The sequence below is a fragment of the Rothia aerolata genome, from assembly GCF_014635585.1.
GTDB lineage: Bacteria > Actinomycetota > Actinomycetes > Actinomycetales > Micrococcaceae > Rothia > Rothia aerolata.
Genome location: NZ_BMDC01000004.1, coordinates 184,393 through 201,777, shown reverse-complemented (window position 1 = coordinate 201,777; position 17,385 = coordinate 184,393). Strand labels below are relative to the sequence as shown.

The 17,385-nt window shown below is 56.1% G+C and carries 21 protein-coding genes and 1 rRNA gene; 10 read left to right on the top strand and 12 right to left on the bottom strand.

All coding sequences use genetic code 11. From position 1 onward, the window contains the following. A 5S ribosomal RNA gene (rrf, locus tag IEV00_RS10395) occupies window positions 1-95 on the top strand. 686 nt (window positions 96-781) lie between these two features. Here the strand turns inward: rrf and IEV00_RS10390 are convergent. Further along, a complete protein-coding gene (locus IEV00_RS10390) occupies window positions 782-1,420 on the bottom strand; it encodes a hypothetical protein (protein WP_188360298.1) in 639 nt (212 codons plus the stop codon). 187 nt (window positions 1,421-1,607) lie between these two features. Here IEV00_RS10390 and IEV00_RS10385 point away from each other — a divergent pair, with 187 nt between their 5' ends. Next, window positions 1,608-2,135: a peptidylprolyl isomerase gene (locus IEV00_RS10385; protein WP_188360297.1), complete on the top strand. Its 528-nt coding sequence runs from the start codon at window positions 1,608-1,610 to the stop codon at window positions 2,133-2,135. Window positions 2,136-2,350: 215 nt separating this feature from the next. Then, the gene (locus IEV00_RS10380) at window positions 2,351-2,983 is read left to right on the top strand and encodes a rhomboid family intramembrane serine protease (protein WP_229723192.1); all 633 of its coding nucleotides are present in this window, start codon (window positions 2,351-2,353) and stop codon (window positions 2,981-2,983) included. Between the two features lie 300 nt (window positions 2,984-3,283). On the opposite strand, the gene IEV00_RS10375 is transcribed toward IEV00_RS10380, so the two are convergent. The 4 genes from IEV00_RS10375 to IEV00_RS10360 form a co-directional block, all read right to left on the bottom strand. Then, a complete protein-coding gene (locus tag IEV00_RS10375) occupies window positions 3,284-3,586 on the bottom strand; it encodes a glutaredoxin domain-containing protein (protein WP_188360295.1) in 303 nt (100 codons plus the stop codon). A 152-nt stretch (window positions 3,587-3,738) separates the two neighbouring features. Continuing rightward, the gene (locus IEV00_RS10370) at window positions 3,739-3,921 is read right to left on the bottom strand and encodes a CsbD family protein (RefSeq protein ID WP_188360294.1); all 183 of its coding nucleotides are present in this window, start codon (window positions 3,919-3,921) and stop codon (window positions 3,739-3,741) included. A gap of 43 nt (window positions 3,922-3,964) precedes the next feature. Next, a complete protein-coding gene (locus IEV00_RS10365; protein ID WP_188360293.1) occupies window positions 3,965-4,123 on the bottom strand; it encodes a hypothetical protein in 159 nt (52 codons plus the stop codon). Window positions 4,124-4,156: 33 nt separating this feature from the next. Then, complete coding sequence (locus IEV00_RS10360) at window positions 4,157-4,324, bottom strand: ribosome recycling factor (protein WP_188360292.1); 168 nt, start codon at window positions 4,322-4,324, stop codon at window positions 4,157-4,159. Window positions 4,325-4,742: 418 nt separating this feature from the next. On the opposite strand from IEV00_RS10360, the gene IEV00_RS10355 reads away from it, so the two are divergent. Beyond that, window positions 4,743-6,635, top strand: a complete 1,893-nt coding sequence (locus IEV00_RS10355) for an APC family permease (RefSeq protein ID WP_373868243.1) — start codon at window positions 4,743-4,745, stop codon at window positions 6,633-6,635. A 77-nt stretch (window positions 6,636-6,712) separates the two neighbouring features. On the opposite strand, the gene IEV00_RS10350 is transcribed toward IEV00_RS10355, so the two are convergent. Both IEV00_RS10350 and IEV00_RS10345 read right to left on the bottom strand, forming a co-directional pair. Then, a complete protein-coding gene (locus IEV00_RS10350; protein WP_188360290.1) occupies window positions 6,713-8,098 on the bottom strand; it encodes a galactokinase in 1,386 nt (461 codons plus the stop codon). Window positions 8,099-8,200: 102 nt separating this feature from the next. Then, the gene (locus IEV00_RS10345) at window positions 8,201-8,755 is read right to left on the bottom strand and encodes a TetR/AcrR family transcriptional regulator (protein ID WP_188360289.1); all 555 of its coding nucleotides are present in this window, start codon (window positions 8,753-8,755) and stop codon (window positions 8,201-8,203) included. A gap of 85 nt (window positions 8,756-8,840) precedes the next feature. Between IEV00_RS10345 and IEV00_RS10340 the strand changes: the two genes are divergently transcribed. The 5 genes from IEV00_RS10340 (at window position 8,841) to IEV00_RS10320 (ending at window position 13,198) form a co-directional block, all read left to right on the top strand. Next, a complete protein-coding gene (locus IEV00_RS10340) occupies window positions 8,841-9,596 on the top strand; it encodes a biotin synthase BioB (protein WP_188360288.1) in 756 nt (251 codons plus the stop codon). 158 nt (window positions 9,597-9,754) lie between these two features. After that, window positions 9,755-10,549: a serine hydrolase gene (locus IEV00_RS10335; protein WP_188360287.1), complete on the top strand. Its 795-nt coding sequence runs from the start codon at window positions 9,755-9,757 to the stop codon at window positions 10,547-10,549. Window positions 10,550-10,601: 52 nt separating this feature from the next. Next, on the top strand, window positions 10,602-12,329 hold the full coding sequence (locus IEV00_RS10330) for a cation:proton antiporter (RefSeq protein ID WP_188360286.1): 1,728 nt from the start codon (window positions 10,602-10,604) through the stop codon (window positions 12,327-12,329). Window positions 12,330-12,454: 125 nt separating this feature from the next. Continuing rightward, window positions 12,455-12,826 (top strand): hypothetical protein, encoded by a 372-nt coding sequence (locus IEV00_RS10325; protein ID WP_188360285.1) that lies wholly within the window; start codon window positions 12,455-12,457, stop codon window positions 12,824-12,826. A gap of 9 nt (window positions 12,827-12,835) precedes the next feature. After that, entirely contained in the window at window positions 12,836-13,198 is a 363-nt protein-coding gene (locus tag IEV00_RS10320; protein ID WP_188360284.1) for an ATPase, read from the top strand. Window positions 13,199-13,360: 162 nt separating this feature from the next. On the opposite strand, the gene IEV00_RS10315 is transcribed toward IEV00_RS10320, so the two are convergent. From IEV00_RS10315 to IEV00_RS10305, 3 genes are all read right to left on the bottom strand, one after another. Continuing rightward, window positions 13,361-13,858 (bottom strand): MarR family winged helix-turn-helix transcriptional regulator, encoded by a 498-nt coding sequence (locus IEV00_RS10315; RefSeq protein ID WP_188360283.1) that lies wholly within the window; start codon window positions 13,856-13,858, stop codon window positions 13,361-13,363. Window positions 13,859-14,099: 241 nt separating this feature from the next. Next, the gene (locus tag IEV00_RS10310; protein ID WP_188360282.1) at window positions 14,100-14,891 is read right to left on the bottom strand and encodes a CE1759 family FMN reductase; all 792 of its coding nucleotides are present in this window, start codon (window positions 14,889-14,891) and stop codon (window positions 14,100-14,102) included. Beyond that, a complete protein-coding gene (locus IEV00_RS10305) occupies window positions 14,891-16,015 on the bottom strand; it encodes an LLM class flavin-dependent oxidoreductase (protein ID WP_188360356.1) in 1,125 nt (374 codons plus the stop codon). Before IEV00_RS10305 ends, IEV00_RS10310 begins: the two co-directional genes overlap by 1 nt. A gap of 185 nt (window positions 16,016-16,200) precedes the next feature. On the opposite strand from IEV00_RS10305, the gene IEV00_RS10300 reads away from it, so the two are divergent. Continuing rightward, window positions 16,201-16,623, top strand: a complete 423-nt coding sequence (locus tag IEV00_RS10300; RefSeq protein WP_188360281.1) for an organic hydroperoxide resistance protein — start codon at window positions 16,201-16,203, stop codon at window positions 16,621-16,623. Between the two features lie 72 nt (window positions 16,624-16,695). Here the strand turns inward: IEV00_RS10300 and IEV00_RS10295 are convergent, their stop codons facing one another. Then, window positions 16,696-16,998: a helix-turn-helix domain-containing protein gene (locus tag IEV00_RS10295; RefSeq protein ID WP_188360280.1), complete on the bottom strand. Its 303-nt coding sequence runs from the start codon at window positions 16,996-16,998 to the stop codon at window positions 16,696-16,698. Beyond that, complete coding sequence (locus IEV00_RS10290; RefSeq protein WP_188360279.1) at window positions 16,995-17,345, bottom strand: type II toxin-antitoxin system RelE/ParE family toxin; 351 nt, start codon at window positions 17,343-17,345, stop codon at window positions 16,995-16,997. Before IEV00_RS10290 ends, IEV00_RS10295 begins: the two co-directional genes overlap by 4 nt. Window positions 17,346-17,385 lie beyond the last annotated feature (40 nt).

Here is a 17,385-nt window from a genome sequence, read left to right as displayed (position 1 = left end):
ATCAAGAGGGAAACGCCCGGCTCCATCCCGAACCCGGAAGCTAAGCCTCTTCGAGCCGATGGTACTGCACTGGGGACGGTGTGGGAGAGTAGGTTGTCGCCGAGCTATTTTTGAGTGAGAGACCCGCTTCGGAAGAGGCGGGTCTCTTTTTTTGTTTGGGTGTTGGTGGTGAGGAGCCGGGGTTGCAGGCAGATAAGTGTGTCTCGCCCCGGGGCGTGTCACCCGCGATAGTGGTAGGAAAGCGTGTCTTCTAACATGTTGGGCGTTTATCGAGAATGGGCCAGTGTACTGAGTCGCCGCTTCGGTGACATATCGCCGCTTCAGTTGCATTTCGCCGGTACAGTACCGGCGAAATGCAACTGAAGCGGCGACTCAATGAAACAGGACCATCTGCACGGGCTGCCATAATCGCCGAGTGGCCATTTTTAGACCGTTTTTCTCCGATTTTCGGTATAAAAGTGGCCTTTCGAGGAAGCTCGGTAGGTAAAGTACAAGTTTCTTCTTGTCTGGCTGGCGTAGGTACACCTGTGTTCCCTGGGTACATGTCTAGTTGTGTACCCAGGGAGTACAGGTGTACTTTTGGCCTTTCTGCCGGGTTTTGCTTGTACCTGAGGTTTATTCTGTGCAAGGGGGGGGGCGTTTGGTGAGCGGCTTTTGTTGAGAAGCTGGCTCCTTAGCATTGTTGCGGCGGATCTTGGCCCAGCGAGTCGGTCTCAAGACAGCAAAAGAGGGCGGTTCCTTCCCCTATGGAAGGAACCGCCCTCTTTTAATTAAAAGCTACTTAGGCAGCGGTGGGGGTGGAAGGAGTCTTCCAGGGATCCTCAACCGGGCGAGAAGCCTTGTACGCTGCGAAACCTGCAACAGCTACAGAAATCAGCAGGCCGGTCAGAGCTAGACCCTTCTTGGGAGACTTAGCAGCCTTCTTCTGGTTCTTAGCGTATGCCTTAGCAGCCTTAACTGCCTTCTTCTGGGCGTTCTTCAGAGCCTTCTTATCGCCGGTTACCTTGGTAGCCAGTGCAGCAGCCTGGGGCGAAACCTCAGACTCGTTCAGCTTATCGGCAACCACGGTAGCAACCTCAGCTGCCTTTACACGTGCGTTAGCAACAGCCTCTTCAACCACAGGGGTTGCGTGCTCAATCTGCTCCTGAACCTTCTCAGAGACAGTCTCCTGCACGGCAGCGAACTTCTTAGCGCCGTCCTTCTGAGCAGCCTGGAAAGCCTTGCCGGCTTTCTTACCCTTCTTCGCTGCCAGCATCTGAGCGCGAGCCAGCTTTGACTCGGTGAGCTTTACAGCCTTAGCGGAGTTCTTCTCTGCAATCTTGGCGAACTTGTCGGCCTTCTTACCGGTGGACTTCTGCGCGCGAGCCAGAGCCTTCTCGGCGGCCTTCTTTGCCTTTTCAGCCTTCTTGTTAGCTGCCATGGGGTTACCTCCTATTGGGGTGAAACCGCGCGGAAGCTACCGCACGGCAAATACGTTTTCATACCTAGCATACTTACTATCTCAACCTTTTGCGCGGGTTCATGCGGGAACAACACGGGTTTTCCGCACAGTGAAAAGCGTTCGCCCTATCTGGTAAACCGGCTGAACCCGTGCGAAAATGGGGAACATGACTAATGCAACTGCAAAGGCAACTATTCACACCAACCACGGTGACATTGTTGTGGAGCTCTTCGGCAACCACGCACCGATTACCGTTAAGAACTTCATTGGCCTCTCCGATGGCTCCCAGGAATGGCGCCACCCCCGCACCGGTGAGGTGCAGGAAGGCCCCCTGTACAAGGACGTCATCTTCCACCGCATTATCCGCGACTTCATGATTCAGGGCGGCGACCCTCTGGGCCAGGGCATTGGCGGCCCCGGCTACCAGTTCAAGGATGAAATCCATCCTGAGCTTTCCTTCAACAAGCCCTATCTGCTGGCTATGGCTAACGCTGGCCCCGGCACCAACGGCTCCCAGTTCTTCATCACCACCGTTGAGACCCCCTGGCTCAACGGCCGCCACACCATTTTCGGTGAGGTAGCAGACGAGGAATCCAAGAAGGTTGTAGACGCTATTGAGGGTGTGGCAACCGGTTCTATGGACCGCCCCGTTGAAGACGTCGTGATCTCCTCAATCGATATTGAGCAGCTCTAAGTCTTTTTGACCTCAGAGAAGCCCGCCCGGTCGCGAGAACCGGGCGGGCTTTTTGTGTAGATTGCCCGGAGAGAAGGAACGTGATGACTTCCCAACACACTGACCAGCCACAATTTCAAACCTGCCCTAGGCATCCGGATCAGATTGCCTACACCCGCTGTGGCCGCTGCGGCAGGCCCACCTGCACCCAGTGCCAGGTGCCCCTTGAAGTGGGTATGATGTGCGTTGATTGCCGTGATGAGCATATACGCAATGCCCCCAAGATTAAGTATGCAAAAACCGCTCCCACTATGACGTATGCCCTCATTGGTATTAATGTGGTGGCCTACATCTTGCAGTGGCTCATTCCTAACTACTGGATGCTGAGAACTTTTCTCTTCAACCCTCTCTACGTGCAAATTACCGGGGAATGGTGGCGAGTTCTGACTTCCGGCTTTATCCATGCTCAAGCAAATCCCACCCACCTGCTACTCAACATGTTCTCCCTATGGATTTTCGGTAAGGCTATTGAGCCTATGCTGGGTAAATGGAGGTACCTGCTCGTCTATCTGCTCTCCATTCTGGGCGGCTCAGCCGGAGTGTGGTTCTTCGGGGAGCTCATGGGTGGACTCAATACCAATACCGTGGGCGCCTCGGGCGGTATTTTCGGGCTTTTCGGCGCCTTCTTCGTGCTAACCAAGCTGCGCGGGGGAGAGTCCCGCCCCATCACGATTCTTATCGTCATTAACTTTGTCTACGGTTTCCTCTTTCCCGGCATCTCCTGGCAGGCCCACCTGGGCGGACTGGTTATTGGCGCCCTGGTGACCTGGATTCTGCAGCGGGTGGACGGCGCTACCCGTCGCCAGTAGGAGCGTGCGGCGGTTATCCACAGACTTTATCCACACCTGTTAATAACTACACTCCTGTAATTCAAAATTTATTAACAGGCTGTGGAAACCGCGAAATCAGCCTTTAACTCTGGCGTAATTACACCGGTGTAACCATTTTCCCCAGGTTTATCCCCAGCTGTGGATAACTTTAAAGAACAGGCTGTGTATTTTTTGTAATTTCAAAATTTTCACCTTGCGCTGTTCTCTGGAGGTTCTGGGGAGACAAAAGCGGCGGAGATGCAGTGAGCATCTCCGCCGCTTTTGGATAGGGGCTCGCGACTAAGCGCTTGCCTTCTCAATCGCCAGGGCAACAATCTTGGGTGCCTTGGACGAGGAGGCTACGAAGGACTTTTCCTTGGTGGTCACGGTGGGAACAACCTCGTTACCATCGTTGACACTCTTGACGAACTCGCTGGCCTCAGCATCTTCCCAAACGTTGACCCAGGTGGCTTGATCGCCGATTTCGCCTAAACCCTCATCGAGTGCCTTGCAGAAAGGGCAACCGGGGCGCCAGTAAATCACAACGCCGCCCTCTTCAATAACCTTCTGTGCTTCGGCATGGGTTGACTGCGCACGGTTCATGGAAACTCCTTCGTTTTGGAAAATATCTCAAAGAGTATAGCGTTCTGCCGGGTGGAAATATTCCTTGGATCACCGAGGGGAGGCTTCAATGCAGCTTAAGACGCAAATAGCCGCCGCCCCTTGGTAGGAGCGGCGGCTACTGTGCAAAAACTCTACTTCTTGAGGGAGTTCTTGATGCCCTCAGCCTTGTCCTTAGCGTCGTTGATAGCGCCCTCGGTCTTGGCCTGAGCCTGGTCGGTCTTACCCTCGGCCTGCAGTTCGCTGTTGCCGGTTGCCTTGCCCAGACCTTCCTTGGCCTTGCCTGCAAATTCGTTGAGCTTATCTCCAGCAGTCATAATCTTTATCCTTTACTTGTTGAGAACTTCGGGGTTGAAGCTCTTACTTCTCAAAATCTTCGCGGAACTTGTTAGGAGCGTCATTGATGGCGGTTTCCATCTGGTTGACGTGCTCCTCGGTGACAACATCCTGACCAGCCTTTTCGTTGGCGGCACCCTTGCCCTGGTTCAGGGTTTCCTTCACCTGATCTTTGGAGCTCATGAGACTACTCTTTTCTTCCGCAGTTTTTAAAACTTACTTACCGAACTTGCCGCCGAGACCGTCAATCTTCTCGCCGGCGACGTCCTTGGCCTTCTGGGTGTGGTCGTCGTTGACGACGTCCTTGCCAGCCTTCTCGTTTACGGCGTCCTTACCGGAGTCGATGCCCTGGTTTGCCTTGTCTTTAATACCGTCGAGGTTCATAAAAATCCTTACTCACTAGGTGCGGGACTAGGTGATGAAGCCCCGTGTGCAGTGCGACCTGCATCATTTATAAGTCTACTGATATAAAGCAGGCTTGCAAAGTGTTCGAGGATAGTTTGCTCAGGGTGAACTGCTGGACGGCGCTTACAGGACACACAACGCGCGGGTGTGATGCAAGAGAAAAAGTGACACGTTGTGAAACCGCTCCCGTTATGAATCCAAAGGGTCTCTACCGGCGTAGTATCAACTCGTTATAAACGGTTAGCCCGCCTAGGCGAGCGCTTTCGAGAAAGGCTCCATCATGGGGTCACAGCTGCTCAACCAGCAACCCAAGTTTGCTGTACGCACGCATAACAGCGACGCAGATCTTCATTCTGCTCCGCAGGGTCGTTCTGGCTCTTCTCTAAAAAATTGGCTTATGGGCGCCGAGTTGACCGCCCAAATTCAGGGTCCCCACGGCAAGAAAAATCCCGAGCAAAGCGGGCATCCCTGGTGGCAGGTGATGTGTCTTTCGGGTGTTGATTACTTCTCCACCCTTGGCTATCAACCGGCAATTGCTGCGGTGGCCGCTGGCCTGCTCAGCCCCGCTGTTACCTTGGTGCTGGTGGGGGTAACTCTTCTGGGTGCCCTGCCCATCTACCGCCGTGTGGCGGCTGAATCTTCAGCCGGAGCCGGCTCGATTCACATGCTGGAGAAGCTGCTCTCCCGCTGGTCTGCCAAGATTTTTGTGCTGGTGTTGTTGGGATTTACCACCACCGATTTCATGATTACCATGACCCTCTCGGCGGCAGATGCCGCAGCTCACCTTGAAGCCAACCCCTTTGTTCCCACCCTGATGCGCGGGCACCATCTGCTGATTACCCTGGTGCTTCTGGGATTGCTGGCGGCGGTCTTTCTGCGCGGCTTTAAAGAGGCAATTGGGGTTTCTGTGGTGCTGGTGGGAGTATTCCTCGGTGTGAATATAGTGGTGCTCGTGGCGGCTCTGCTACGCGTTTTCTCCCGGCCGATAGTCGTGGGGGACTGGTGGACGGCGCTAACCACCTCTCACGGTAATGTCTGGTTGGCCGTGGGTCTGGTGGTTTTGGTCTTCCCCAAAATCGCCCTCGGTATGAGCGGGTTTGAAACCGGGGTGGTGGTGATGCCACAGATTCGCACCAAGGGGGCCAGCGCCGTCCTTAAAACAGCAGACCGCGTGCGGTCTACCCAGAAACTGCTCACCTGCGCGGCGCTCATCATGAGCGTGCTGTTGCTGCTTTCTAGCTTTGTCACCACCCTGCTCATTCCGCAGGAGCAATTTCAAGAGGGCGGGGCATCCAACGGTCGGGCGCTTGCCTATTTGGCCCACGCTTTGCTGGGGGAGGGCTTCGGCACCTTCTATGACGTCTCTACCATCGCTATTCTCTGGTTCGCCGGAGCATCGGCAATGAGCGGTTTGCTCAACCTGGTGCCCCGCTACCTACCGCGCTACGGTATGGCCCCGGAATGGGCTCGTGCCTCCCGGCCCCTGGTCTTGGTTTTCAGCGCCACGGCCCTGCTGATTACCCTCATTTTCAACGCTAACGTTGATGCCCAAAGCGGTGCCTACGCTACCGGCGTGCTGGTGCTGATGACCAGTGCCGCGATAGCTGTTACCCTTTCTGCTCGAAAGAAGAAGCAGCCCTATGCCCTGGTCTTTTACGCCGCAATTGCCCTGGTTTTCATCTACACCACCGTGGCGAATATCGTCGAACGCCCCGAGGGCCTGAAAATTTCAAGTTTCTTTATTCTGGCGATTCTGGTGGTCTCTTTTGTCTCTCGGGCCCTGCGGTCTTACGAGCTGCGGATTGATAGCGTGCACTTTGACCGGCAGGCACTTGAATTTATCCTGGAGAAACCGGATGTTCCCGTGCACGTGATTGCTCACCGACCAGACAATTTCAATCTGGCCGATTACATGGAAAAGCGTGGGCGGGAAGAATGGGCCCACCATATCGGTGACGTTGAAAACGTTATTTTCTTAGAGATCGCCGTGCTTGACCCCTCTAACTTTGGGTCTGAACTGACCGTGCGCGGCCTGACGGTGGGCAACCAGAAGGTTCTTTGTGCCTCGGGTGCGGCGATTGCCAACAACATTGCCTCTCTGGCCCTGGAGATTCGAGACATGACGGGCACTGTGCCCCACATTTATCTCGACTGGGCGGCTGGTTCCCCCTTTAAGAACTTTCTTGCTTACCTTTTCTTTGGTCAGGGACAGGTTGCTGCTACCACCCACGAGGTACTCCGGCGCGCGGAGCCCCGCCTACTACGTCGCCCGGTTGTGCACGTTTCTTAAAGTCTGAGAAGTTGCAATGTTGGGTCTTAAACAGCGAGTTTAAGACCCAACATTGCAACTTCTTTGGGAAGCTTTTCCTAAAAATCCTTATCTGCCGCGAAGCCCGCCACCATGGGAAGGAATTCGGGAGCGGCAAACCCAGACTCGGCGTAGGCGCGGGCAACCGCCGCCGCGGCGTCGTCCACCTTGTCCGAGGGAATCAGCGCCATCACCGCGCCGCCAAAGCCGCCGCCCACAAGGCGCGCCCCCAGGGCACCCCGCTCCAGACAGGTGGCAACGGCGAGGTCAATCTCGGGCCGGGAGACCCGCAGCTCATCGCGCATAGAAACGAAAGATTCGGTGAAAAGGCGTCCTAGCTCTTCCCAGGCAGGCTGCCCGAGATCGGAAGTATTCTTCAGCAGGTATGCGGCGCGCTCCACCAGGGTCATGTCGTGGAAAGCGTGGCGCACCCAGCCGCGCGGAAAATCCGGGGGAGTGTCGCTACATTCGAGGGCATCGAGCGCCAGGGTGGTTTTTTCATCCACCAGATTCAGGCGCCAGAGTTTGGCCTCGCGCTCCTGCAAGGTGGAACAAGTGAGGTCTTCGGGCAGGGCGTTGCGGAGATAGTCTAGTCCCAGCGCGCGGGCGCAGGCCTCGGACGCCGCCCGCCGGGCCGCAAAGCCGCCCCCGGCAAGCTCGTGGGGGGTGTTGGTGTTAATTACCAGGAAGCTGAGATTGGCAGAGTCGAGGTCGGCCTCAATAGGTTCAATGGAGAAATCGCGAAAATCCACCACCAGCGCCTGGCCGGGCTTGGATCGCAGGGAAGTGGTTTGATCGAGCCCTCCGGTGCGCGCCCCGGCAACCTCGTTCTCAGCCTTGATACAGACCTGGGCCAGGCGGGCACGCAGTTCGTCATTTCCCGAGCTTTGGTCTGAGGGGGCCTCCTCGGTGTCATCGCAGTCGGCGCGTAGGGGGCAAGAGAGATCCAGCAGAGCCAGGGCGGTGGAACATTCCAGGGCGGCAGAGGAAGAGAGGCCTCCACCCACGGGAACCCGGGAGTCAATCATCAGGTCAGCCCCAAAATTCTTTGGGAGGCATATATCCCTGCCACCCTCCTGATTCATAGACCAGGCAACGCCCGCAACGTAGGTAAACCAGCCCTTGAGGTTGCCGGGGCGAATGTCGCGAATAATGACCGTGCGCTCATCGCCGGGCATCTGCTGGGAATTAGCCCGCAGCACCCCGTCTTCGCGGAGCTTACCCGCTACATAGGTGCGGTAGGGCAGGGGCATGGGCATGCAAGAGCCGCCCAGAAAATCAATGTACTCGCCCAGCAGGTTCAGTCGCCCCGGAGCTGACCACACGCCGTCGGGCTCCACCCCGTACTTCTCCACAAAGGCCGCCCGCACTTTCTGCACCTGCGCCCGATGATCGGGCAGGGTGCCCCACTGGGGTTGGGCAAAGGTGGAATCTACAGCGTTCATGGTCAATCTTTCTGCCGACGAGCCGGGCCGGTTCAGTGCCCTAGTGTACAAGCCTAGTGCCAGCGGTTTTATTCCGGAAAGTGCAGGGTTGCAGGGTGAGATTTAGCCCGACCAGCCCGCGATGCTCGCCTGCACCGCCGCGATATAGGAGGACGGCGCCTGCTCGGCTATCGTTACCCCGGCTAGCAGGGCGCGGGTTTGTTCTTCTTCAAGAAAACTCACGCAGACATGGAGAAGCATGGTGGCGGCCAGTTGCCCCGCGGCGGGGGAGCCACCCGAAGCGCCGTCCTGAACTTCATCTACCAGCTGCTCGAAGAGCCTTGCTGCCTCGCGCACAAACCGCAAACTTTCGGGCGCGACCGCCAGGGCAAGCCGAATCACCTCAGCGGCCTCGCGCACCTGGGAGAGCTGGCGGAAAAGTTCCAGGCATCCAAACTCCAGCGCCTTGGCGGGGGACGGGCCGCGGAACTCAACCTCTGCCACCATACGAGATGCCAGGGATGCTAAGAGTTGCTGCTTGTTTTTCACGTGGTAGTAGAGGGCCCCGGGGGCTACCTCAAGTTCGGTGGCGAGCCTGCGCATAGAAAGATCCGCCAAACCGTACTGCTTCAGCAGGTCAAAGGCGGTACTCAGAATTTTCTCGCGCGAAAGGGCCACCTGCTTATTGTAGAGCCGACCTCAACGCGGCGTAAGGAAACCCGCCAAATATAACTTGCATCTGTTAAGCGCTTTAATGGAGGGTATGACTCTCAACTTTGCTGAACTAACCCAGAAAATGCGCGCGGGCGCTCGCCCTGACGAAGAGGATATCCTTGCCGTTCTCGAGGCCGGCCCCGGCGCCACTTTTGCCCTGGTTGAGTTTGCCTCAGAATTTCGCCGCATGTTCTTTCAGAACACCCTAGAAGTAACTAACTTGCTGACCCCGGCTGGGAAGGTTCCTCCGGCACCGGTAGACGAGGGTGCCGTGGTTACGGTGGGTGCTGGCGAGTCTACCGCTGAGCTGGCAGCCGCAATTATTCAGGCGGGGCAGGCGGAAGATTCGGGTCTGGTGACCGTCAACTATAAGGTTCCCGATGCTGATGATGAAGCATCCTCTGCGGATTCTCTGACCCCCATGTACTGCCTGCGGGTTCTGGCCGCGGTGCGGTTGGTCTCGGTTGCCAAGTCGGTGCGGGTGGGGCAGGGGCGCGATTTACACCTGCGCTCGCTCCAGGCACTGGCCATGCACGTGCTGGATTCACTACAGCTACGTGACTATCGAGAGTCTGAGGCTGCCGGAATCTTCGATGACCTCAAGCTAATTCGAGACGCGGGGCTGAGCGTGAACGGTGCCGAGGGTCGCGATCTTGAAGCCGAATATATTACCTATTTGGAATCTGAAGGGGTCGAAGACGCCCGCGCCACCGCCGAGGCGATTCTGGCCGGTACTGAGAACCTCGGTGGCGGAGGCTGCGGCGGTAACTGTTCTTGCGGTTCGGGAGGGTGTGGCGGCCGCTAGGTTCTCTGTCATAGACTGCACCTATGACCCTCGGTTCTATGACCCCGCTGACGCGACGAAGCCTGCTGACAGGGCTAGGAGTGGGCGCGCTTGGGATGGGACTGGCCGCCTGCGGCGATCGGCAAGATTCCGATGCGGCAAGAAATTATGACGCTTTTTTGCTGACTGAGAGTGGTGAACGGCAGGAAGTTCGGGGAACCTACAGTGAGCTGGCAGAGGCTCTGGAATCTATCAAAACCGTTTCCGGAGCCAGCTCTCTTTCCCTGACGGTTCACCGCTACGAGAACGCCGAAACCTTCACCTATAACCCTGACTACGAGGGTTATGAGGCGAGCACCGTGAAGGTGCCGATTGCCCTGAGTATTTTGCGCAAGGCTTTTGACGAGAACAGGCTGGTAGACGAACAGACCCGCAGTCTGATTGATGCCAGCCTGGGGCTCAGTGATAATGATGCCACGGCGGCCCTGTTCTCTTCGTTGGGGCAGGACGTCGCCGCCCAAGATGCAGAGGTCAATGCAACCTACGATCGGTTAGGGATTACTCAAACTCGTTGCGTGGATGGCTGGGGCAATAACAAGACCAACACTCTCGATCACGCAAAAATTGCCCGGGTTCTCTACGAGGGTGTTGAGTGGGTGGGTGCCGACGATATGAACAGGGTTCGTGCGGCTCTTACTGCAACCGACCTGGAATCCCAGGGCTGGGGAGTCGGGGCTTTGGTTAGCCTGCCCGGCTCCACCGGAAGCGAGCACCTTGCCGAGAAGGTGCTGTGCAAAAACGGCTGGATTACCAACGATGAAGGAATCTGGTACGTGAATTCCACCGGAGCCGCCCAGTATCACGGGCAGACATATGCCCTGTCGGTTATGACCACCGGCTTTACCGACCAGGAGAAGGCCCGGCAGGTCACAAGTTCGTCTGTTGAGAAAGTGATGGAGCTCCTAGGCGGCTAAACCCTAAAATAGAAAAAAGGGTTTACTTAAGAGAGAGTGCTGCCGGGGTTTCATGGACTATTTGCTCATTATCATCGTGATTCTTCTGGCCACCGTATTTTTGGTTGGTGTAGGCGATCGCTTTAACCTGCCCTGGCCGGTGCTTCTAACCATTTTGACCACCGGCATTATTCTGGTGCCGGGGCTTCCCAACCCCGAGATTGAACCGGAAATTATTCTTCCCATCTTCTTACCGCCCCTGCTCTGGGCCATTGGGGTGAGGGTTTCATGGGGGTCGCTGAGGCGGCAGTGGAAAGCGGTTTTAATCTACTCGGTGCTGTTGACGGCGGTGACCGCCTTTGCTGTGGCCTGGGCAGCCTGGGCCATTGTTCCCGGTATGTCTTTTGCCCTGGCGCTAGCAATCGGTGCAGCAACGGCACCTCCTGACCCGGTAGCGGTTGAAGCCGTAGCGGAACCGGTAGGTATTCCCCGCCGCCTGGTGGGTGTGCTACAAACCGAAGGGCTCTTTAATGACGCCGTCTCCCTGGTCCTCTTTCAGGCTGCTATTGCCGCTGCCCTGGCGGGCGGGGTCATTAACCCGGCGGAGCTCAGCCTCTCTTTCCTCACCAGCGCGGTGATCGCCGTTCTCATCGGCCTGGCAGTGGGCTATCTTGCCAATGTCTTTTCCCGCATGGTGGCATCCAGCGCGCTCATTAACGCTATTACCCTCATCATTCCCTTTTCGACATATATTTTGGCGGAGCATTTTCACGCCTCCGGCGTGATCGCTGTGGTGATAGCGGCAATCCACTCCAGCAGTATCCGCCAGGGAGAATTTACCGCAGAAGACCGCTTCTCAAGCCATGCCTTCTGGGAGGTTGTGGAACTGCTGATGACCGGCCTAGCCTTCGGTCTGATTGGACTGCAGGCGGGAGAGCTAGTCTACGAGTCTGATCTTGACCTGGTGCGGGTTTTCCTTGAGGGAGTGGTTATTTCTGCGGTGGTGGTTTTGCTGCGCCTGGCCTGGATGAGCTTTTTCTGGCTACTGGGCAAAGCCAAGAAAAATGAACACGCCACTCCGAGAACCTTCGGCGAGGTTCTGGTGATGACCTGGGCCGGTATGCGAGGTATGGTCACCCTGGTGCTGGCGCTGACCATTCCCGAACTGGGCGGACAGCTCAGGTCAGAGGCAATCATTCTGGTACTCACGGTTCTCTTCTTCGCTATGGTTTTCCCCGGTCTCACCCTGCCGACCCTGGTTAAAGTTCTGAAAATCAGCGAGGCTGGCGAGGCAGATGACCGCCAGGAGCAAGAGCTGCTCAAAATTGCCCAGCAGGCAGCCCTCAAATCGGTTAAGCGCGCAGCCCAGCAGAATACCGACCCCGAGGTGGTTGCCCAGGCCCAGGATATTTTTGAACGCATGGCGGGCAGAATCAAAATGGCCCAGTCAGAGAGCACCGAGTACCAGCGCCGTGTTCAGGAGATGAAGAAGATGCGCTCGCAGTGGCAGACCGTGCGCAATAACTCGGTCTCTGCCGCCCAGCAGGCGGTGTTGGCCCAGCGTAACCACTACGACCTAGACGTGGTGAATTCCGTGCTGCACCAGCTAGACATTATGGCTATGGCTGGCTCAAGCGCCAGCGGTGGCCCAATTCTGATGGTTCCGGCGCTGACCACCGGCGTGCTGAAATCGGTAGATAAACACAAGCTGCTCCACCAGGAATCCACGGGAACCAGCCCCTTACCCACGGTGGAGAAGCAGAGCGATATCAGTGCCACCAAGAAGCACAATCTGGATTAGTTCCCGTTGAGCAAACCCACAAGGAACTGTCAGAAATATGATTTAGACTGGAGTTTGTGCCAGACAGCGGGCATATATTCCGTTGAAGGCAGATATCAACCACTGAGCATTGAAGTAAAGGAAACATGAACACCAAGGATCTTTCGCCGGCATTTTTGACCTCTCTTGCGGGCATTTTCGTGGGGGCAATTCTGATTGGAATGGCTTCTACCGCGGCCACCGTGATTGGCTGGCTGCTCTTGCTAGCCGGACTCGCCTTGAACGTGTTCTCTGCCCTGGTTTCCCTCCAGCGTCTCAAGGGCGGGCCTCTGCCTGCCATAATTGCCGAAGAAGACTCAGAGGCTGAATTTTTTGAGGACGACGAACCCGTTACCGGTAGCATTGATGAGGTAGACGAGCTCTCTGCTGATACCGACCAGCACCGAGTGGTAGCCGGTCAGCAGGCAGCCGACGATAAGATTTTCCGCTCCCGTGCGCCCCGCCCGCGTAACCGATAGGTTGTTCCTGTGAATACTAAGTTTTTGCTCTCCCCGGCTTATCTCGTTTCTGTTGCCGCCCTGATTGTCGGTGCAATTTTGGCGAGCACCCGCTGGATGGTGCTGGGCTGGATGATCTTCATTATCGGCCTGGCGCTCAACGCCATGGCGCTGGTGGTTCTGGCTAACCGCGAGTACCTGCGCCGGGCCCAGCGTGTGGGCACCGTGCCCAAGGCCTCGGCTCACGCTCCCACGGGTGTGATTGAAGATAAGGACGACGCCGCGGCGGCTGCTCCCGCCGATGCTGAGGAGCCTGCCCCGCAGGTAGCCCCCAAGAAGCGGTCGGGAAAAATTACCGACTCCCATTCGATCTTCCCGCACAAGAAGTCTTAGCGATTAGTTTCCGCCGACAGTTCGAGGGGCACGGCCAACCTCCCTTAAACGCACGCTTCGCGATTCCACTCACTCCTGAGTGCTCGCAAGCTCGCACCCGTATCGCTTCATCCCGATGCCAGTTGGTCGTGCCCCTCGAACTGCCTCCTGTTGTCTCTTTCCCTATCTATTGCCGGAAATCTTTGCCCTAATCTTTAGCATGGTGGAGAGAACCACCTCTTTGTCGTGCTCGCTCAGCTCATCCATCACCATGCTGTTAACCAGCCCCATGTGGATTTCAAAGGCTCTGGTGAATTTCTCGAGGCCGGCAGAGGTTAAATAGACCCCCTTGCCGCGGCGATCCTGCTCAACCTCTTGCCGGTTAATCCATCCCACCTGAATCAGGCGGTCTACCTGGTAGGTCAGCCGTGAGGGCGAAACGCTTAGCTCGGTTGCTAATTCCCCCATGCGCACTACCTCCGGCTCAGAATCTGCGGTGAGGTCTTTGGCGAGCACTAATAAAATGCTGTAGTCCTGCAGCTTGATATCAGCCTCTGTGCGCAGCTTTTGGTCTAGATAGTTGTTAAACCCTGTAGAGACCTGCATATAGGTTTTCCAGAACGCCATAGATTGGTGTTCGTGCTGGTCTTGATAGCTGGGTGACTGTGGTTTGTCTGTCATCTCCTATCGCGTTACCCTTCGTGCGATGATTTTTGTGCGTTGATTTAGATAAAATCCTGCCCCCATTGTTGGTGGCAGAACCCCTAGTAAGTATCCTAAACGAAATATTTAGAAGAATATCGGTTAGTTTTTTCGGAAAATAGGCGTACATTTCGTGAAAAATAAAACTGTACCTGCCTTTAAATAAAAGGCAGGTACAGCTTTATGTTACCCGAAGGGTCTTGCTGATTCTGCTAGTCAGCTAGCCTTTGAGGAGTTGCTCAAAGGGGGTGACGGTTAGGGGTTCTAGCCCCGGTGCCTTGTATTTAGAAGAGTTCTTCTGGGTGGTAGCAATACCAAAGAAATCTCCGGAATTAGCGCCGTTTTTATCGTCAAATTCACCTTCCATATCGAAAGGCTCTTTTTCGACATTCTTTAATTCTTTGTCGCCAAAATTAACAGATTCATTTTTATCTGTTGAATTAACCGAACTATTCTTGGCATTCTGCAAGGCGCCGGCCTTCAAAAGCAGGAACTGCGCCATTTCCCTACCCGCTGCCGCAATACGGCGATCCAGTGAAGCGTCGCTTCCGAAATCATCGGTAGCAACGAAAACACCGGTGGGAATCACCTGGGCCTTCAAGTAGCCAAAGAGGGGGCGCATAGCGGTATCAATCATCAGCGAGTGCCGAGCTGTACCGCCGGTAGCACCCAGAAGAACGGTGGTGCCCAGCATGGAATCATCTTCCACCAGATCCCAGAAGCTCTTGAAGAGCCCCGAGTTGCTAGCCTTGAAGGTGGGGGTTACGGTAATCACCGCATCGGCATCGCGCACCGCATCCAGTGCCTGGGCCAGCTTACCCATGGGAAAGCCGGTGAGGTAGTGGTTGGTAATGTCTTTAGCGATGTCGCGCAGTCGTACCTCGAGAGTCTCAGCCGACACACCGGCGTCGTCCAGGGAAGACACCATAGCGGCAGTCAACTGCTCACCCAGCAGGGCGGTGGACGACGGCTCGGAGAGTCCGGCGGTCACCGTTACGATTTTCAGGGTCATTAGTTTTCACCTCCAGCAGCCTGGGTTCCACCTGCCACGGGATCAAGACCGGCCTCGTGGCGGGCCTTCAGAGAAGCGTGGGTGGGGGCATTGGGAACAGAAGCCGGGCGGTTCTTAGTAAACTCCTTGCGCAGAACCGGAACAACCTCTTCACCCAGCAGGTCAATCTGGTTAAGAACTTCCTTCAGGGGCAGGCCCGCGTGATCCATCAGGAAGAGCTGGCGCTGGTAGTCACCGGCGTACTCGCGGAAAGACAGGGTCTTTTCAATCACCTGCTGCGGGGAGCCCACGGTCAGCGGGGTCTGCTCGGTGAAGTCCTCCAGGGAGGGGCCGCCGCCGTAGACCGGAGCGTTATCGAAGTAGGGGCGGAACTGGCGTACGGCGTCCTGAGAATTCTTGGCGATAAAGGCCTGGCCACCCAGGCCCACAATTGCCTGCTCGGCGGTGCCGTGACCGTAGTGCTCATAGCGCTCGCGGTAGAGGTTAATCATCTGCTGGGTGTGTTCTTTGTTCCAGAAGATGTTGTTGTGGAAGAAACCGTCGCCGTAGTAAGCGGCCTGCTCTGCAATCTCCGGGGTGCGGATGGAGCCGTGCCAGACGAAGGGGGAGACGCCGTCCAGAGGGCGAGGGGTGGAGGTGAAGCTGTTGAGCGGGGTACGGAAGTGACCCTTCCAGTTCACAACATCCTCGCGCCAGAGGCGGTGCAGCAAGTTGTAGTTCTCAATGGCCAGATTGACGCCCTGGCGAATGTCCTTACCGAACCAGGGGTAAACCGGGCCGGTGTTGCCGCGGCCCAGGGTGAGGTCCATGCGACCGTCTAGGTGGTGCTGAAGCATGCCGTAATCCTCGGCGATGCGCACCGGGTCGGTGGTGGTAATCAGGGTGGTGGCGGTAGAGAGAATGATGTTCTCTGTCTGCGCACCAATGTAGGCAAGGGTGGTGGTGGGGGAGCTGGTTACAAATGGGGGGTTGTGGTGCTGACCCAGCGCGAAAACGTCAAGCCCAACCTCTTCTGCCTTCTTGGCGATGGTGACATAGGACTTAATGCGCTCGTGTTCGGTGGGGGTCTTGCCGGTGGTGGGGTCGCGGGTTACGTCGCCCACTGAAAACAGGCCAAACTGCATCATGATTTTTACTCCTTTAGAAGCGGATTCTCTCGTTTATGCTTCTAAACTATACCCCTTTTACTTTCTTTGTAAAGTATTGCGGGTATGGGCGAGTCTTGTGTAATAGAAACGCTTACCGCTGCGGCAGGGTTATCCTAAAGAACGGAACCCACACAAAATACTTCGCATAGGTAGAGACCAAAGTGAAACCCGTATATACCACCGAAGCACGCTCCTCCGGCCCCGCTCGAGACGGCCGAGCCTACCTCACCGACGGCACACTCGAAATCAAAATGGGACTGGCAGAAGAACTCGGCGGAAACGGCCAAGGAGCTAATCCCGAACAGCTTTTTGCCCTGGGCTATGCCACCTGCTTTCACCAGGCCGTCAAAAATGTTGCGCGCCAGACCAAAGCCGACTCCACGGCGTCCTCAGTGCAGGCCCGCGTGAACTTCGGCCTGGATGAGGAGGGCTACTACAAACTCGCCGTCGTGCTAGAAGTCTCCCTGCCCTATGTTGAAATGGACCAGGCGCGCGAAATCGCCGTGCGCGCCCACGAAATCTGCCCCTACTCCCGGGCAACCCGCGGCAACATCGACGTTTCGGTGAGTGTGGTCGAGGAGTAAAAAGTCACCGGTGCATAAAAGCGGTTTTCGGTTGCAAATTCGCAGCCGAAAACCGCCTTTCTGCACCAGTCACTAGGCAATCTTATAAGTGGTGTCGCCGAACTGGGCCTCTATATTGAGGGTGCCACCGAGCGATTCAACGTACTTGCGAATAGTCTCTACCTGGGCACGGTTGATATCCCCTTTTTCAAGGCGTGAAATTCGGTTTTGGCTTACATGCAAAGACTCTGCTAGCTCTACCTGTGTTTTCTGTTGGGCCTTGCGAATCTCCTTGAGCTGATGGGCACGAACTTCTGCATAGAGCTGCTCTTTTATTGCGTTGATTTTCTCGCGGTTAACGGGGCGCTGACGCTTGAGGTCTTCCAGAGTTTTCATTTTCTTCTCAATCCTTCGAGATGTTTGGTGAAAAGATTGTCCGCCTTTTTGATGTTCTTGAGATACCACTTGTTCCAGTTGCCCGCTTTATCTCCTGCGACCAGAAAGATAGCTCTGCGCTCTGGGTCAAAGGCAAAGAGCAGTCTGATTTCGCTACTCCCTGTAGACCCCGGTCTTAGCTCCTTCATGTTCTTGTGTTGGGAGTGTTTTACGGTGTCAACAAGGGGTCTGCCCAGCGCTGGCCCCACCTCTTCGAGTACTTCCAGGGCGGCATAAACCTGTTGATAGTCTTCATCGGAGAGTTCTAGTAGCCAGGTGCCGATAAGGCTGATATCTACTTCCCACATATAAAAAAATATACCCTTGAGGTTGTATTACCTCAAGGGT

Excerpts from the sequence above, each read along its gene's own strand:
- IEV00_RS10305 (WP_188360356.1), bottom strand. The coding sequence starts at position 16,015 with ATGCAGTTTGGCCTGTTTTCAGTGGGCGACGTAACCCGCGACCCCACC.
- IEV00_RS10390 (WP_188360298.1), bottom strand. The coding sequence starts at position 1,420 with ATGGCAGCTAACAAGAAGGCTGAAAAGGCAAAGAAGGCCGCCGAGAAG.
- IEV00_RS10355 (WP_373868243.1), top strand. The coding sequence starts at position 4,743 with ATGGGCGCCGAGTTGACCGCCCAAATTCAGGGTCCCCACGGCAAGAAA.
- IEV00_RS10295 (WP_188360280.1), bottom strand. The coding sequence starts at position 16,998 with ATGAAAACTCTGGAAGACCTCAAGCGTCAGCGCCCCGTTAACCGCGAG.
- IEV00_RS10350 (WP_188360290.1), bottom strand. The coding sequence starts at position 8,098 with ATGAACGCTGTAGATTCCACCTTTGCCCAACCCCAGTGGGGCACCCTG.
- IEV00_RS10375 (WP_188360295.1), bottom strand. The coding sequence starts at position 3,586 with ATGAACCGTGCGCAGTCAACCCATGCCGAAGCACAGAAGGTTATTGAA.
- IEV00_RS10330 (WP_188360286.1), top strand. The coding sequence starts at position 10,602 with ATGGACTATTTGCTCATTATCATCGTGATTCTTCTGGCCACCGTATTT.
- IEV00_RS10370 (WP_188360294.1), bottom strand. The coding sequence starts at position 3,921 with ATGACTGCTGGAGATAAGCTCAACGAATTTGCAGGCAAGGCCAAGGAA.
- IEV00_RS10380 (WP_229723192.1), top strand. The coding sequence starts at position 2,351 with ATGATGTGCGTTGATTGCCGTGATGAGCATATACGCAATGCCCCCAAG.
- IEV00_RS10340 (WP_188360288.1), top strand. The coding sequence starts at position 8,841 with ATGACTCTCAACTTTGCTGAACTAACCCAGAAAATGCGCGCGGGCGCT.
- IEV00_RS10310 (WP_188360282.1), bottom strand. The coding sequence starts at position 14,891 with ATGACCCTGAAAATCGTAACGGTGACCGCCGGACTCTCCGAGCCGTCG.
- IEV00_RS10365 (WP_188360293.1), bottom strand. The coding sequence starts at position 4,123 with ATGAGCTCCAAAGATCAGGTGAAGGAAACCCTGAACCAGGGCAAGGGT.
- IEV00_RS10385 (WP_188360297.1), top strand. The coding sequence starts at position 1,608 with ATGACTAATGCAACTGCAAAGGCAACTATTCACACCAACCACGGTGAC.
- IEV00_RS10325 (WP_188360285.1), top strand. The coding sequence starts at position 12,455 with ATGAACACCAAGGATCTTTCGCCGGCATTTTTGACCTCTCTTGCGGGC.
- IEV00_RS10290 (WP_188360279.1), bottom strand. The coding sequence starts at position 17,345 with ATGTGGGAAGTAGATATCAGCCTTATCGGCACCTGGCTACTAGAACTC.
- IEV00_RS10360 (WP_188360292.1), bottom strand. The coding sequence starts at position 4,324 with ATGAACCTCGACGGTATTAAAGACAAGGCAAACCAGGGCATCGACTCC.
- IEV00_RS10315 (WP_188360283.1), bottom strand. The coding sequence starts at position 13,858 with ATGACAGACAAACCACAGTCACCCAGCTATCAAGACCAGCACGAACAC.